Source organism: Catenovulum sediminis (assembly GCF_007289895.1).
Taxonomy (GTDB): domain Bacteria; phylum Pseudomonadota; class Gammaproteobacteria; order Enterobacterales; family Alteromonadaceae; genus Catenovulum; species Catenovulum sediminis.
On the sequence record NZ_CP041660.1, the window covers coordinates 3,053,216 to 3,069,906 of the forward strand.

At 41.2% G+C, this 16,691-nt stretch carries 13 protein-coding genes; 8 read left to right on the plus strand and 5 right to left on the minus strand.

Annotated elements, in window-relative coordinates:
- Positions 1-52: 52 nt before the first annotated feature.
- The 4 genes from FNT16_RS12905 to smrA all read right to left on the minus strand — a co-directional run bounded on the left by FNT16_RS12905 (position 53) and on the right by smrA (position 3,281).
- Entirely contained in the window at positions 53-772 is a 720-nt protein-coding gene (locus FNT16_RS12905; RefSeq protein ID WP_185976594.1) for an arginyltransferase, read from the minus strand.
- Positions 762-1,469, minus strand: coding sequence for a leucyl/phenylalanyl-tRNA--protein transferase (aat, locus tag FNT16_RS12910; protein ID WP_143871969.1), 708 nt, complete (start codon positions 1,467-1,469; stop codon positions 762-764). The genes FNT16_RS12905 and aat overlap by 11 nt, the downstream gene beginning before the upstream one ends.
- Positions 1,470-1,543: 74 nt before the next feature.
- Entirely contained in the window at positions 1,544-2,497 is a 954-nt protein-coding gene (gene trxB / locus FNT16_RS12915; RefSeq protein ID WP_143872968.1) for a thioredoxin-disulfide reductase, read from the minus strand.
- 190 nt (positions 2,498-2,687) lie between these two features.
- Positions 2,688-3,281, minus strand: coding sequence for a DNA endonuclease SmrA (gene smrA, locus FNT16_RS12920; protein WP_143871970.1), 594 nt, complete (start codon positions 3,279-3,281; stop codon positions 2,688-2,690).
- Positions 3,282-3,367: 86 nt separating this feature from the next.
- Here smrA and FNT16_RS20385 point away from each other — a divergent pair, with 86 nt between their 5' ends.
- Positions 3,368-3,544: a hypothetical protein gene (locus tag FNT16_RS20385; RefSeq protein ID WP_185976595.1), complete on the plus strand. Its 177-nt coding sequence runs from the start codon at positions 3,368-3,370 to the stop codon at positions 3,542-3,544.
- 1 nt (position 3,545) lies between these two features.
- Here FNT16_RS20385 and mnmC read toward each other — a convergent pair whose 3' ends face one another.
- Positions 3,546-5,558 carry a bifunctional tRNA (5-methylaminomethyl-2-thiouridine)(34)-methyltransferase MnmC2/FAD-dependent 5-carboxymethylaminomethyl-2-thiouridine(34) oxidoreductase MnmC1 gene (mnmC, locus tag FNT16_RS12925; RefSeq protein WP_185976596.1) on the minus strand — a complete coding sequence of 671 codons (2,013 nt, stop codon included), beginning with the start codon at positions 5,556-5,558 and terminating at the stop codon, positions 3,546-3,548.
- A 124-nt stretch (positions 5,559-5,682) separates the two neighbouring features.
- On the opposite strand from mnmC, the gene fabB reads away from it, so the two are divergent.
- The 7 genes from fabB (at position 5,683) to FNT16_RS12960 (ending at position 16,630) form a co-directional block, all read left to right on the plus strand.
- Positions 5,683-6,897, plus strand: coding sequence for a beta-ketoacyl-ACP synthase I (fabB, locus tag FNT16_RS12930; RefSeq protein ID WP_143871972.1), 1,215 nt, complete (start codon positions 5,683-5,685; stop codon positions 6,895-6,897).
- 67 nt (positions 6,898-6,964) lie between these two features.
- Positions 6,965-8,113 (plus strand): 4-phosphoerythronate dehydrogenase, encoded by a 1,149-nt coding sequence (locus FNT16_RS12935; RefSeq protein WP_143871973.1) that lies wholly within the window; start codon positions 6,965-6,967, stop codon positions 8,111-8,113.
- Between the two features lie 101 nt (positions 8,114-8,214).
- Positions 8,215-12,864: a FimV/HubP family polar landmark protein gene (locus FNT16_RS12940; protein ID WP_143871974.1), complete on the plus strand. Its 4,650-nt coding sequence runs from the start codon at positions 8,215-8,217 to the stop codon at positions 12,862-12,864.
- A gap of 60 nt (positions 12,865-12,924) precedes the next feature.
- Entirely contained in the window at positions 12,925-13,713 is a 789-nt protein-coding gene (gene truA / locus FNT16_RS12945; protein WP_143871975.1) for a tRNA pseudouridine(38-40) synthase TruA, read from the plus strand.
- Between the two features lie 131 nt (positions 13,714-13,844).
- Positions 13,845-14,705 (plus strand): acetyl-CoA carboxylase, carboxyltransferase subunit beta, encoded by an 861-nt coding sequence (gene accD / locus FNT16_RS12950; protein ID WP_143871976.1) that lies wholly within the window; start codon positions 13,845-13,847, stop codon positions 14,703-14,705.
- Positions 14,705-15,958, plus strand: a complete 1,254-nt coding sequence (gene folC / locus FNT16_RS12955; protein ID WP_246072225.1) for a bifunctional tetrahydrofolate synthase/dihydrofolate synthase — start codon at positions 14,705-14,707, stop codon at positions 15,956-15,958. Before accD ends, folC begins: the two co-directional genes overlap by 1 nt.
- Positions 15,959-15,961: 3 nt before the next feature.
- The gene (locus FNT16_RS12960; protein ID WP_143871977.1) at positions 15,962-16,630 is read left to right on the plus strand and encodes an SPOR domain-containing protein; all 669 of its coding nucleotides are present in this window, start codon (positions 15,962-15,964) and stop codon (positions 16,628-16,630) included.
- Positions 16,631-16,691 lie beyond the last annotated feature (61 nt).

Consider the following 16,691-nt stretch of genomic DNA (forward strand, 5'->3'; position numbering starts at 1 on the left):
CGTATAAAAAATTCGCGCAGATCATGCCCTAAGCTTCACCGTATGTAAAGGTTTAGCTGGTTTTTTCTACATTAAGCCATTTATTTTGTACTAATCTCTGATGTGGATAAAATTTCGACTTGTAATTCATTTTATTACAACCGTCTACCTGATAACCCAAATATAAAAATTGCCGTGCGCTTAAACGCGTCAATTCAATCTGTTGCAATATTGCAAAGGTGCCAAGCGAATAGGCTTGGTAATCGGGATCAAAAAAAGTATAAACCGCGGAATAACAGTTAGGCAGGCAGTCAATGACACTGACCGCTATCAATTTTTGCTTATCATAAATCTCTAAAAATCCAACTTGTAACCAATGGGCTTCGACAAAACTTAAATATTGTTCAACATTAGCAGGGTACATGCTGCCATCGGCATGACGTGTGTTGATATAGTTTTCATAAAGTGAGTAATAAGTAAGCGGATCAGTTTGATTGAGATTAAGCTTTACCATAAAGTTAGCGCACTTTCGAATAACGCGTTTTTGATTTTTACTGGCTGCAAACTTAATGACCGGTATCCGAATGGATTGGCACTCACTACATAAATTACAATGCGGTCGGTATACTTGCGCGCCGCTGCGCCTAAAACCCATCTCCATTAATTTTTCGTAGTTGGCTGGGTTGTATACGATATTATCAAGCGCGACCAACAATCTTTCTTTATTTTGAGGCAAGTAGTCACAGCTAAACTCTTCAGAAATACCAAATTGAATTGGAATATTATGGCCCATAATTGAGCTCCTGCGGCAGCCAGCTTTTTGAATGATTGCGTTGGTGAATAAGTTGAGCTGCTATCTTCAAAAAATCCTTGCGAGGCATTTCATACACGCCCAAAGTTTGCAAGTGAGGATTCACCATCTGACAGTCAATTAGTTGCACACCGTTTGCTAGACAATGTTTCCCTAAACAATTGAAAGCTGCTTTTGAAGCATCTGTTTTTAAATGAAACATCGACTCACCACAAAACAATGAACCCAGCAACACACCATATAAACCACCCACTAATTGATCATTGCTCCATACTTCAAGTGAGTGTGCATATCCTGCACGATGTAAATTGTTATAGGCTGTTTGTATATCCTTATTGATCCAGGTTCCTTCATTTCTTTCTCTAAGTTTAGCGCAATTATCGATAACCGCAGAGAAACATTGGTTTAGCGTGAAGCGATAGTTATATTTGCGGATAGATTTTTTAAGACTGCGGTTTGCTGTGATTTGCTCTGGCTTAATGACACCGCGCGGATCAGGGCTCCACCATAAAATAGGCTCACCAGGGTTGTACCAAGGGAAAATGCCGTTACTGTATGCACTTATAAGGCGCTCAACAGATAAATCCCCACCAATCGCTAATAGGCCGTTAGGGGACGCTAATGCTAGTTGAGGCGGGGGAAAGTGTAGATGATCTGGGTCCAGTTCGTAGAGTGCTATTTTAAACCTCCACAGAGATTGAGCTAAACTAGAAAGTTTAGCTCAATAGATACGATATAGATACGATAGTTAAATTATTTAAGCGCGTCTAAATAGCGCTCAGCGTCTAAAGCGGCCATACAGCCTGTGCCGGCAGAAGTAATGGCTTGGCGATAGATATGATCACACACGTCACCGGCAGCGAAGACACCTTCTACGCTTGTCGCTGTCGCATTTCCTTGTAATCCAGACTGAGTGATAATATAGCCGTCTTTCATTTCTAACTGTCCCGCGAAAATATCGGTGTTAGGTTTATGACCAATTGCAATAAATACGCCTGCAACTTCTAATTCTTCTGTTGCATCATTTTGTGTATCTTTAAGGCGCATCCCTGTTACACCCATATCATCACCCAAAACCTCGTCTAAGGTACGATTTAAATGTAACTTAATGTTGCCGTTTTCAGCTTTATCCATCAATCTGTCAATTAAGATTTTTTCTGAGCGGAAAGTTTCTCTTCTGTGAACCAAGTGCACTTCTGAAGCAATGTTTGACAAGTATAAAGCTTCTTCAACCGCAGTGTTACCGCCGCCCACAACGGCTACTTTCTGGTTTTTGTAAAAGAATCCATCACATGTTGCACAGGCTGAAACACCACGCCCCTGAAAGGCTTCTTCAGAAGGTAAACCTAAGTATTTAGCAGAAGCACCGGTACAGATGATAAGTGCATCACATGTATAACTGCCTGCATCTCCGGTCAATGTATAAGGTTTTTTTGAAAAATCGACGGTATGGATATGATCAAATAAAATTTCAGTCTCAAAGCGCTCGGCATGAGCTTGCATTCTTTCCATTAAAGCTGGACCGGTCAAATCATGCGCATCACCAGGCCAATTTTCGACCTCGGTGGTCGTCGTTAGCTGACCGCCTTGCTGCATGCCTGTTATCAAAACAGGGTTTAAGTTGGCACGTGCAGCATAAACAGCAGCTGTATAACCCGCAGGTCCTGAACCTAATATCAACAGACGGCAGTGTCTGGCTTCGCTCATCATTATTCTCCAATTAAATCGTTTTAAATTTTAAAAATTTAAATAGTGCGTAAATTTGCATAAAAAACGTCCGGTAAGTGGACAAAAGCTCTATTTAAGATAAATCTTTATTTAAGGTCGGCTAAGGATATATCAAGTGAACCAAACTTGGCTAATCGAATTTAACTTTTCGCCTATTCGGAAAAAACTATTAGCCTAAGCGTTTTTGAATTCTCTCACGCGTTTCGCGTTTTTTCTCAGCTGATTTTTTCAGTAATACAATCGTTGCACCATAGCTGCCCAGTTGTGTGGTTGCACTATGGCAAGCCAATACTAAATCAATATTCGGTAACCAGGCGTTAATATAACTTTTAAGGCGGGCAGGATGAGGTTTGTTTTTAAGCCCTAATCCATGCACTAGTAGTACGCAGCGGATGTTATTTTCATGGCTTTGCGTAATAAATTTAAAAACTTCTAAACGAGCTGCTTCTACGGATAACTTGCTTATATTTAATGTAGACTCTACCCGGTATTTACCTTGCCTTAGCGATTTAAACACACCGTCTTGTACGCCTTCTTTTTTGTAAGCAATAATGTCATAAGGATCTACAGCTTCAACAAACCCAGTGGTCAGTTGATTTTCCTCAAGTTCATTGATTTGATTTAATGCCGCTCTAAGCCGCGCGCCATTTTCATTCTTTTTAGTATTAGGCACATGGATTATGTCTTGTTCGATAGGTTTGACGTCAGAGACTTCTTCACAAAACAGAGCCCAGTCGTCTTGGTGGGTATTGTGTAAATCCATAGGGCCTCCAAAAAAAGTGAAAATATACTTAAGTTAATTTTTCTAGGGTCGATAACTTGATTAAGTCAGCATACTCTAGGTGTTTTATGTCACAGGATATATCTTTGGATCAAGTTGATTTATTAATTAATGAAATAATTATTGATGAACCTAATATGATGAATGAGGTGCTTTCTTCTATTCAACTATTGGGCAATGATATTTCAGAATTAAAAAAACATTATCAAGATAGACCTAAGACCGTTTTTAAAATACCACGTTGATTTAGCTGTTTACCTCCAACCCACGTTTCAACCCTCTAAATATGAAACGATTGGGATGCAGCGCCTCAATTGCAAAGCTCGGTAATGGCAACCCCTCTCCCGCCATCACCGAAGCTAAGCAATCAGCAAGTAAAGGAGCGGTTGTTAACCCACGCGAACCGAGTCCAGTTAAAACATACAAACCAATATTGTCAACTTCAGGTAATGGGTCTTTATAACGTCTGTTTTTACATAGCAGAGATTTTTTCAGGTATTGCGGTGAATTCACTAAACCACACATTGGCAGGTGGTCTGGTGTTGCACTGCGAATAGACGCTCGCTCGCCGCTAACATTTTTTTCGCTCAACTCGTCCGATAAAGCTGGCAGATGTTTTTTTTGTAAGGCTAAATTGCTCAGATTATCTTGACTGGTTGGCTGGCTGTCCGTTTGGCCATGTTTGTAGGTTGCGCCAATACAATGCAGATTATTTGTTTCGGGGGTTAAATATCCCTTGTGACATAACACAGTGTTTAAGTTTTTTAACGATGCATGACTGTTGATATGTGTAATCTGACCTCGAACCGGCGACAAACTTAAATGTTGGGTGTAGCTAAAATCGCGGCTATTGTGACTCAAAGCTAAAACGACAGAAGGCGTGATAGTTTCAAACTGAGCGGATTCACAATCAAACTTTAAACGCCAATGAGATTCTATTTTTTGTATGTCAACTAATTCAGCATCCGAAATAATAGACACCTTCCGACATTGGGCTAAATATGTTTTGGCTGCCTTTACAAACGCTTTTGGGTTAATCCAGCCTGCGTCCGGGAAGTAGAGGCCGCCTGTATCTATTGAGACGCCAGCAACCTCGCTGCATTGCGTTGCATCTAATGCTTGAAAAACGGATTGCGGCCAGAGTTCCCCTTCAACGAGACTGTTTTGACGTTCTTTTACAATATCAGAAAAAGCTAATTGAATTAGGCCACAAAAATCAGCATCGAAATCAAATTTAGATTGCCAGTAGTGATAATATTGTTGGCTGAATTGAAATGCTTTAAGGTTGACCTCACTAAAAGCATTGTGGTTGTTTTGTAACATGGGATAAATGGCACCCTGTTGATTTCCTGAAGCACCATCTGTCTCTAAAGTTGGGCAGTACAGCTCAACTTGAAAATCTCGTTGAACCAGTGCCAGCGCCGTTGTAACTGCTGCAATACCGCCGCCAACAATAGCAACTTTTTTACTTGGACTCATCTCAATTGGGTAGATGTTCCATTTAGGCTTTGCGCTGTCAGTATTCTTTTTATGGATTAAAACGCCTTGTATACGCTCTCGTTTGTAACCAAAACCTTTTACTTTTTCAACGTTAAAACCAGCCTCGATTAAACCGCGACGCACAAATCCAGCCGCCGTAAATGTAGAAAAGGTTGCATTGGGTTTAGAGTAAAAAGCCATGTTATTAAATAGGCTTTGTTGCCACATATCTGGATTTTTACTGGGTGCAAATCCATCTAAAAACCACGCATCGATAAAGCCATTGCTCACATTTTGCATTTGTGGCATCTGCTCTGCAATGTCGCCTAACCAAAGGTCTAAAGTGATGTTACCATCAAAGTGAATTCTGTGTGGGCCTGAAACTAAATATGGGTATTGTGCCAACAGCTGATTTGACCAGTAGGTTAATTGCGGCCAAGCCTTTAATGCTGTTTGTAATGCGCTTTTTTCCAATGGGAACTTTTCAAATGAAATAAAATGCAGTTTTTTAAGCTGTGCGCTAGGGTGTGTTTGTTTAAAGTTTATAAACCGTTGGCAGACCGCTAGAAAGTTTAGACCCGTGCCAAAACCCGTTTCGGCAATGGTGAAGTGACTATGGTTGTTAGTTTGCCAGCGTCCCACTAGATTGTTGCCATTTTGAAATACCTCATACGATTCTGTTAACCCATCCTCTTTAGAAAAGTAGATATCATCATATTTTTCGGATATCGGGTTACCATTTTCGTTAAATTGCACATCGGCTGTCGTGATATTATTCAATTTTATTGGTCCAATCAGTTTACAAGCATCGCATTTTACTAGAAATTAACAGATAATATGAAGCTTTAGATAATCCAGAAAACAATCAAGGCAAATTTGTGCCTTTAGTACTGAGAGGAAATTTATGAAAAGAGCTGTGATTACTGGCCTGGGAATTGTATCAAGTATTGGTAATGACGCTAAAGAAGTATTGGCGTCATTAAAGACTGGCCGTTCTGGTATAACACACTCTCAACAGTTTGCTGATATGAAAATGCGAAGCCAAGTTTGGGGGAAAGTTGATATAGACTTGTCTGAGCATATTGATCGCAAACAATTAAGATTTATGGGAGATGCTGCCGGTTATGCCTATGTTGCAATGCAACAAGCCATTACTGATTCAGGATTAACCGAAGAAATGGTATCTAACCCTAGAGCCGGTTTAATTGTCGGTTCGGGTGGCGCGTCATCAGCAAATCAGGTTGCTGCGGCAGACACAATGCGAGAAAAAGGTGTTAGACGAGTAGGGCCATATATGGTGACTAAAACCATGGGGTCAACTGCTTCTGCTTGCTTGGCAACCCCGTTTAAAATAAAAGGCGTAAATTATTCGGTTAGCTCGGCATGTGCAACATCAGCGCATTGCATTGGCCAAGCTTGGGAGCAAATCCAACTGGGTAAACAAGATGTTGTTTTCGCTGGTGGTGGTGAAGAATTAGATTGGACCATGGCATGTCTATTTGATGGCATGGGCGCTTTATCGACCAAATACAACGAGACACCTGAAAAGGCATCCCGTACTTATGATGCTGATCGTGATGGTTTTGTAATTGCAGGTGGCGGCGGTATTGTCGTTGTTGAAGAATTAGAGCACGCGCTTGCACGTGGTGCCAAGATATATGGCGAAATCGTAGGTTACGGAGCAACATCAGACGGCTACGATATGGTTGCGCCATCAGGTGAAGGCGCGATCAGATGTATGCAACAGGCGATGTCTACAGTTGATGCATCAATAGACTATGTAAATACGCACGGTACATCAACACCGGTAGGCGATGTAAAAGAGCTTGAAGCGATTCAAAATGTATTTACAGAATATAAACCTGCCATTAGTGCGACTAAAGCGATGACAGGGCACTCACTGGGTGCAGCAGGGGTTCAAGAAGCAATTTACTCATTGCTAATGTTAGACAATGACTTTATTGCCCCCTCAATTAATATTGAAACCTTAGACGAAAAAGCCCAAGGTTTAGATGTTGTATTAGAGCCAAGAGAGGCTGAATTACAAACTGTCATGTCTAACAGCTTTGGTTTTGGTGGTACAAACGCAACTTTAGTCTTTAAGCGCTTCCAAGCTTAATGTAATAGATGAAGGTGTGCTTAAAGCGCACCTTCTGACTTCCCAATTTATTAGAATCAGGTGTTTAATGGCCCAAGAGCTGCATTTTTTTATCGAAGACTCACTATTGTATGCAGAGGAGTTTTTCTCTTCATTAGGTAAAATTACTCGATTTAAAGGACGTGATGTAACCGCTGAAGAAATTTCAGATGCCGATTATTTGTTGACGCGTTCAACAACAAAGGTAAATGAAAGTTTGTTAAACAAGTGCTCTAAACTACAGTTTGTTGGTACAGCCACGGCGGGCTACAATCATATTGATGCACAATACCTAAAAGGCAGAAATATCCCATGGTCTTCTGCCGCAGGTTGTAATGCCGATGCGGTTGCCGATTATGTACTGAGTAGCGCCTTTAATTTAGCAAACAAATATGGCTTTCTGGTCTCTGATAAAAAAATAGCAATAGTCGGAGTCGGTGAAATTGGTCGTCGATTAAACAAACGCTTTGCGGCAATAGGTTGTGAGGTTGTTCTATACGATCCTGTTAGAGCGCAAACTGAAAGTGATTTTCAAAGTGCAAGTTTTGACGATGTATTGGCATGTGATCTAATTACTTGTCATGTTCCTTATGTAAAAGAAGGTCCATACGCAACGCATCATATGTTCAATGAAGCAACCTTGTTAAAACTGCCTAAACAAACCATTTTAATAAATGCGTGTCGAGGAGAAGTGGTTAATAATCAAGACTTATTATCCGTCTTCAAACAAGGGCATTCTTTACATGTCGTATTAGATGTTTTTGAAAATGAGCCCAATATAGAGTTAGACTTATTGCCTTATTTAGAGTTTGGCACACCTCACATTGCAGGGCACAGTTTAGAGGGAAAGGCGCGTGGAACCGAAATATTATATAAGCTAGTTTGTAAAAGACTAGGCATAGAACCCACCGTGTTATTAGAAGATTTATTGCCGGCAATGGCGATTAACCGAATGGAATTAACGCGAGAATATCAACTCAGTCAAAGGCAATACAGAGCATTAATGAACCTAGTTTATGATATTCGAAACGATGACCTAGATTTTCGTATGGGATTAGCGAAAGCACCTGAAAGTTTTGATCTACTCAGGAAAAATTACGCTATACGAAGAGAATTAACTTCACTTAAAGTAGAGTGCGATAAAAGTTTGTATCAAACATTCACCGATTTAGGGTTTAATACTCGATTATTGGATTAAAAAGAATCTGAGTGGTTTCAATTAGATGAAACCACATGGAACAAGGTTTGCTTAATAACTATAATAACGCGTAGATAACGCCAAAGTGGGACAGTAACAGAATGCGCTTGTATAAAAAACTAGGAATTGCATTGTTATGGTTGTTCCTTATAGGAACACCATCATATAGTGTTATAGAATTTTTTGTTTCAGCAGAAGCGCATGCTGAGATGCGGATCCGTGGAGATAAAGAAAATGATGACGGATTATCTGGACGCACTTATGGTCCCATCACACCTAAAGATACCTTGTGGCAAATTGCTACCCAATATAAACCAGACAATAGTGTCACCACCTATCAAGTTATGGTGGCAATTTATCAAGCTAATAGCGAATCGTTTTTAAACAATAACTTAAATAGCATGCGAAGTGGCGCTGTGCTTGAGTTACCCACTTTATCTGCCATTCGAAAAGTTAACAAAACCGCAGCCAAGAATAAATCTGATTTAGACGACGAAATTTGGGCGCAAAAGCAGCGGAAGTACCTTGCCGCTCAGCAAGACCCAGAAGAAAAAAAGCGGCAGGAAACAGCCAAACAATCAGATGTTGAAACGGCTAAAACTCAACTGGAAGATAAAATAAGCCAATTGCAGCAAGAACAGCTGCAATCTTATGGTTTATTAAAAGAACAATTTTCGGCCTCACTAGATAGCATTCAAGTATTGTTAGAAGAGAACGAACGCTTGAAAAATCGTTTGGTTAATGTCAATGAAGAGGTTATCGAATTAAAACAGCAAGTTGGTCAAGACAGCTTGTTACAAAAGCAAATGGAACAGATTCTGGCGCAACAAACAGAAATGCTAGAGCAAAAGCGCAAAGAACTGGAAGAGGCAAATAAAAGCTTAGTTAAAGAGTTGTGGCAAGCCATTACAAACAGTGTTATGTACATGATTTTATTGGCAACACTCCCAGCTTTATTGATTATCGGTGGGTTGCTGTTGTGGTGGCGCGCTAAGAAAAAAGCAGCAGAAAATAGTGAAACAAAAGAGCAGGCACAAAGAGAAACCAGCCCTCAAAACGATGTGCAGGATGATTTTAATTTATCGCCGACAATGCCAGATAGCACAGACTCAAACGACTTTGACGTTGATGAGTCCATACGCTTAGATGAGAATGATGACTTATTGCCGCCGTTGGATGAAGAAAATACAAGCGGTGATGATGAACTGGTATATGAAGAAGATGATGATTTACTAGATGTACCCGATGATGCGTTTGACGATGATTTGCTAGAGCAGTCACTTGATGACATTATCGGCGACGATGGCGATCAAACAGTATCGGATGATGATATTGATGCGTTATTAGAAGAAGCGACTGCTGATATCGGGGATGAATTAGCTGAAAATGAAGCGCTGGAAGGCGATGAACTATCGCAAGATGATTTAGATTCCTTATTTAGTACGGATGAAGATTCGAATGACAATGTTGATGAAGACGATATCGACGCATTGTTATCAGAGAATAAATCCGACTCGGTCGTCGATGAAGACGATATAGATGCGCTGCTTTCAGAAACACAAGACGCAGACAATCAAGAATCACAAGATGTCGATGAAGACGATATAGATGCGCTGCTTTCAGAAACACAAGACGCAGGCAATCAAGAATCACAAGATGTCGATGAAGACGATATAGACGCGCTGCTTTCAGAAACTCAAGACGCAGGCGATCAAGACTCGCAAGACGTCGATGAAGATGATATCGATGCGCTGCTTTCACAAACACAGGCCGCAGGAAACCAAGACTCGCAAGACGTCGATGAAGATGATATCGATGCTTTATTGTCGGCTACACAGGAATCTGATGCGTCCGAGCAAGAAAATCAACAGCTTACGACAGATGTAGATGATGATATTGAAGATGCAGATCTAGATGCATTGTTAGATGAAGATATGGCAAAAAATAAGCCAGTCGATGAATCTAAGCTCAGCGAAGATGTCGATTTAGACGATATGTTAGGTGACGATGAGCAACCTGACGATGCGTCAAGTATGGATGTAAATGAAGAGGCAGATGATTCAGATGACGCATTTGATATAGATGCGCTGTTAGATGAAGCTCAAACTGAAGATGTTGAAGAAGCAAATGAATCTCTCTCTCATGCATTTGACCCAGATAATAATGAATCGAGTAACGCAGTTCGTGATGAAGGCAGCGAAGAGGCAACGGATGATGATCAGGTTGATATAGACGCGCTGCTTTCTGAGCATGAGTTAGATGAAGAAAATGATGATGAACCTATAGATATAGACTCATTACTATCGGATAACCAAGACGATATCGAAGATGAGATAGATATAGATGCGCTGTTGTCCGAAAGTGATCTTGAAGAAAGCGATAATGATGAAGAATCGGTCTTAGACGAAGATTTCATGGGGGACGAGTTCCCACAAGAAACCGCGCAGGATGAATCCGCAGAGCCAGAAGCTCACAGTGAAACTGAAGATGAATTAGCGTTAGACGATGATTTCATTGGCGACGAAAGTCCAGAAGAAGCGGCGCTTGATGAAACTGCACTGGATGAATCCGCAGAGCCAGAAGCTCACAGTGAAACTGAAGATGAATTAGCGTTAGACGATGATTTCATTGGCGACGAAAGTCCAGAAGAAGCGGCGCTTGATGAAACTGCACTGGATGAATCCGCAGAGCCAGAAGCTCACAGTGAAACTGAAGATGAATTAGCGTTAGACGATGATTTCATTGGCGACGAAAGTCCAGAAGAAACAGCGCTTGATGAATCTGTACTGGATGAATCCGCAGAGCCAGAAGCTCACAGTGAAACTGAAGATGAACTAACGTTAGACGATGATTTTATCGGCGACGAAAGTCCAGAAGAAGCGGCGCTTGATGAAACCGCGCAGGATGAATCCGCAGAACAAGAAGCTCACAGTGAAACTGAAGATGAACTAACGTTAGACGATGATTTTATCGGCGACGAAAGTCCAGAAGAAGCGGCGCTTGATGAAACCGCGCAGGATGAATCCGCAGAACAAGAAGCGCAAAATGAAACTGAAGATGAACTAACGTTAGACGATGATTTTATCGGCGACGAAAGTCCAGAAGAAGTAGCGCTTGATGAAACGGCACTTGATGAAAATAACAGTGATAAATTAACTGAAAGTGACTTACCGGAAGAAGAACTGTCAGCAGGTGAGCTACAAGATGAAGAACTTTTAGACGAAAACCTTTTAGAAGACGATCTTTTAGAAGACGGGATCGCGGCAACGGATGTTCCAGAATCAGCAGAAGAATCTCAAAGCGACACTGCTGATGAACTGACACTAGATGACGATTTTATCGGCGACGAGCTCCCAGAAGAAACAGCGCTTGATGAATCTGCACTGGATGAATCCGCAGAGCCAGAAGCTCACAGTGAAACTGAAGATGAACTAACGTTAGACGATGATTTTATCGGCGACGAAAGTCCAGAAGAAGCGGCGCTTGATGAAACCGCGCAGGATGAATCCGCCGAGCAAGAAGCTCAAAGTGAAACTGAAGATGAACTAACGTTAGACGATGATTTTATCGGCGACGAAAGTCCAGAAGAAGCGGCGCTTGATGAAACCGCAGAGCAAGAAGCTCAAAGTGAAACTGAAGATGAACTAACGTTAGACGATGATTTTATCGGCGACGAAAGTCCAGAAGAAGTAGCGCTTGATGAAACGGCACTGGATGAGACGGCACTTGATGAAAATAACAGTGATGAATTAACTGAAAGTGACTTACCTGAAGAAGAACTGTCAGCAGGTGAGCTACAAGATGAAGAACTTTTAGACGAAGACCTTTTAGAAGACGATCTCGCGGCAACGGATGTTCCAGAATCAGCAGAAGAATCTCAAAGCGACACTGCTGATGAACTGACACTAGAAGACGATACTCCCGAATTAGACTCAGTTGCAGAAACAGACGATAGCAATGGTGAAAATCCAGCAGATGACGAAATAAATCTGGATATAGAGTTTACCGAGGATGATGCAAAAGCGTTAGAAGGTGAGTTAGATTGGGACTCATTATTAGACGAAATTGATGATGAAACTGACAACAGCCAAGAAAGTGAAGAAGCTCAACGAGCACTGGAAAAGGAATTAAATTTTGACGAACTCTTGTCAAATGAACCAGATATCGACGATATCATTCGTGAAGATGAGGGCGCTGACACACTAGAGGTTGCTGAAGAACCGAATATAGCAGCGGATGATCCAAACTTACAAGAGTTAGATGATTATGAGAACACTAACTTTGATGAGCTGCTCAACGAGCTCACCGTTGACGAAACTTCAAATGACAATGCAACTAGCGATGACGCACTGGATATGGACGCGTTGTTGGCAGACGAGGAAGTCGGTGATCTTGACATTGATATTGATGATGCAGATAACAATCAAGAACTCGATGAAAGAGACTTGTTGGATGTCGATTCAATCATTGAGCAATTAGAAGATGAAGAACAAGATGAAGAGCCATACAATGAGCCACTAGCAGATGTAGGCTTAGATGATTTTATCGCTAAAGAAAATATTTCTAACATTGATGTTGATCAGGAAAATGCCAATGGCATGCAAGCTAAGTTAGATTTGGCCTATGCATATAGCGAAATAGATGACTTTGAGTCAGCGATGAGTGCTATAGATGATGTGTTACAACATGGCGATCCAGCACAAAAAGAAGAAGCAGAGCAACTGCTGGAAAAAATTAAAGCCAGTGAATAAACTGGTTTTCCTTTGCTTAAACACTATAATAGCCGCACTTTTTAGCAGCATCAGAAGTTCATGAAAATAGCATTAGGTATAGAATACGATGGCGCGGCATATTCGGGCTGGCAACGGCAGTCACATATACAATCTGTCCAGGCTAGATTAGAAACCGCCTTATCAAAAATAGCTGATAGTCCAATTGCAGTTACCTGCGCAGGTCGTACTGATGCAGGCGTTCATGCAACCGGGCAGATAGTGCATTTTAATTGCCCGATAGAAAGAAAGCTATCAGCCTGGACCTTGGGGGCGAACGCTAATTTACCAGACGACATCGCCGTTCGATGGGCTGTCGAAGTTGCAGAGGAGTTTGATGCCCGTTTCTCGGCTACCGCACGTCGATATCGATATATTATTTTTAATAGCCGTATTCGAGCCGGCATTTTCAAACAAGGCGTTACTCAATTTTACGAACCCTTAGATGAAATTAAAATGCATCAGGCAGCGCAAACTCTAATTGGTGAGCAAGACTTCACTGCTTTTAGGGCATCGCACTGCCAATCCAATACCCCGTTTAGAAATATTCATCAAGTGACTGTTTCGCGTAAAGGACGTTATGTCATAGTCGATATTACAGCGAATGCATTTTTACACCATATGGTGAGAAATATCGTAGGCTCCTTGATGGAAATAGGACGGGGTCAGCAAGCGATAAATTGGATAGCCGAATTGTTAGAGCAAAAAGACAGAACTTTAGCTGCGGCGACGGCTAAACCGAATGGTTTGTATTTAGTGAAAGTATTTTATCCTGAGAAATTTGGTATCCCAGAACACCCGATGGGACCGTTATTTTTAACGGATGACTAAGATTTATATCGTAACTTAAGGTTTTAGTTAAAAATGCGCGTAGATTATGGTTTAATGTGCGCCAATTGGCCGGTCTAGTTGATGGCTAGATCAAGGATTCGTTTAGCAAATTTATAACCCAGAGATAATCAATGAGTTGGATCGAAAAAATACTCCCGAAAACAAATTCGACTAAAAAGAGTAATGTGCCTGAAGGTGTATGGGTAAAATGTGATGAATGTAGTTCTGTTTTATATAGAGCTGATATTGAACAACAGCAAAATGTTTGTCCAAAATGTAATCACCACATGCGAATTGGTGCGCGCCGCAGACTCGATTCGTTTTTAGACCCGGAAAACAAAGTAGAAATTGCCGGTGATTTAGAGCCACAAGACGTTCTCAAATTCAAAGATTCAAAACGCTATAAAGACAGAATTACAGCTGCACAAAAAGCAACTAACGAAAAAGATGCGTTGGTTGCAATGCGGGGAACTGTAAGAGGTGTTCCAGTCGTAGCGGTCGCATTTGAATTTGCATTTATGGGTGGCTCAATGGGTTCTGTTGTCGGCGCTCGATTTGTACGCGCAGCTGAAGAATGCATTAAACACGGATTACCATTAGTTTGTTTTTCTGCTTCTGGCGGAGCTCGAATGCAAGAAGCTTTGATGTCTCTGATGCAAATGGCTAAAACTAGCGCTGCATTGGCAAGAATGAGCGAAAAAGGCTTACCTTATATCTCAGTGCTAACCGACCCGACCATGGGTGGTGTTTCAGCTAGTTTTGCAATGTTAGGTGATATTCATATCGCCGAGCCTAAAGCCCTTATTGGTTTTGCCGGGCCACGAGTTATCGAGCAAACCGTTCGCGAAAAGTTACCTGAAGGTTTCCAACGCAGTGAATTCCTATTGGAAAAAGGTGCAATTGATATGATTGTTGATCGCCGTCAAATGCGAGACACGGTCGCTAGAGTCATATCTAAAATGATGAAGTTACCTTCGTCTGAGCAGATTTAATGCAGAGTATGGCATCTGAACCTGCCAAATTTAAATCAGTAGATGAATGGCTGGATTATTTAACAGCAATTCATCCAGCTGAAATTGATATGGGGTTAACTCGAACACAACAGGTGTTCGAGTCGCTTAACCTCGATTTTTCAAACAGTCGAATTGTATTAATAGGTGGCACAAATGGTAAAGGTACCAGTTGCCAGTTATTGCGCCAGATCTTACAAAAACACGGTTATAGTGTAGGTTGTTACAACTCTCCGCATATTCATGATTATAAAGAGCGTGTAACCGTTAATGGTGAATGGCTCTCATCACAAGACCATTGTCAGGCTTTTCAGCAAGTTGAAACAGCAAGACGCGACATATCGTTAACTTATTTTGAGTTCGGTACATTAGCTGCCTTAGTGCTATTGGCTCAGCAACGACCTGATTTTATTTTATTGGAAGTGGGATTAGGTGGTCGTTTAGATGCGACGAATGTTGTTCAACCCGAAGTTTCAGTGATTACAACGGTTGCACTTGACCATCAAGACTGGTTGGGTAATGACAGAGAAAAAATTGGTTTTGAAAAAGCAGGCATCTATCGCCAAAACCAAAAAGTTGTCTGCGGGGATGCTAACCCGCCTGAATCAGTAAAAAACGCAGCACAACAATTAGCCTGTGATGCGGTGTGGCAGGGGATTTCTTTCAAATATTCAGAACATGCAGAATGCTGGAGCTGGTTTGGCAATAAAAACCTTTTATCGCTAAGCAAGCCAAACATGCCTTTGCAAAATGCCAGCACAGTACTTGCGGTAGTTGAGCAATTGGGTATCGATTTAATTGAAGAGCAACTAAATCAGGTATTGGCTGAGTTTCAAATGCCGGGCCGGTGGCAGAAATTACAAAGCTGCCCAGACGTATATGTTGATGTTGCGCATAACCCTGAAGCGGTTAAGTTTTTAAGTCATAAATTAGAACGCGAATTTGCCGGCAAAACAACATTGGCCGTGTTTGGCATGTTAAAAGACAAAGATATTGAAGAATGTCTGGATATTATAAAACCACAAATAGATGTTTGGTATTTAGCCGATATCAATCAGCCGCGCGGTGCTAAAGCGGCTGAGCTCTACCCATTGTTGGCAGATTGTGAAGTTGCAGGACAGTACGCAAATATTGAGTCAGCTTATCAAGCCGCACTAAATGATGCGACTGAACAAACCTGTGTTATTGCATTTGGTTCTTTTTGGGTAATCACGGATTTGATGGGGTCAGAATAAATTATGGCAACTTCTTTTCAGAATCGTTTGGTTGGTAGCATTGTATTTGTCGCGCTAATCGTTATATTTTTACCCGATCTGCTAGATGGTAAAAAAACAGATTATGGCGACCAGTTTCAAACCATACCTGCTCGACCTAAAGCACAAGCTATTCCGGCTAAACCAATGTTTCCAAAAGAGGAAATTGAAGTCGCTATTGATAAGCAGCGGGCTAATGCTGTCGATGAAAATGCAGTGGATGATGTATATTTGGCGCAACCAACCGTGCAGCCAGAAAGTCAAAGCGCTCGCTCTGAAGAGCAGAGTCGTGTGGCTGAGACGGTAGCTGAAACCTCATCAAGCGAAGAAGTAACAAGCAATCAAACGGCAGTAAAAGACGAAAATAAAAACACAAACACAAACACAAACACAAACAAAAACAAAAATGAAATAGCTTGGGTAATCCAATTAGGCAGTTTTCGTCATGAAAAAAACGTCAAAAATTTACAAGAAAAGCTCAGCCGAGAAGGTTACGTAACTTTTACACGACCACTGCGCACCTCAAATGGTAAACTGACCAAAGTATATGTAGGTCCGGATTTTGACAAAGTGAAATTACAAGCAATGTTACCAGACTTAAAACGCCTTACTAATTTAAGTGGAAAAATATCAATTTATGATGTCGCACAATAATATTAGTAATTACACTGGCAAATCTGCTAGAATTCGCCGGCAATTTTCTTCATGAAGATAG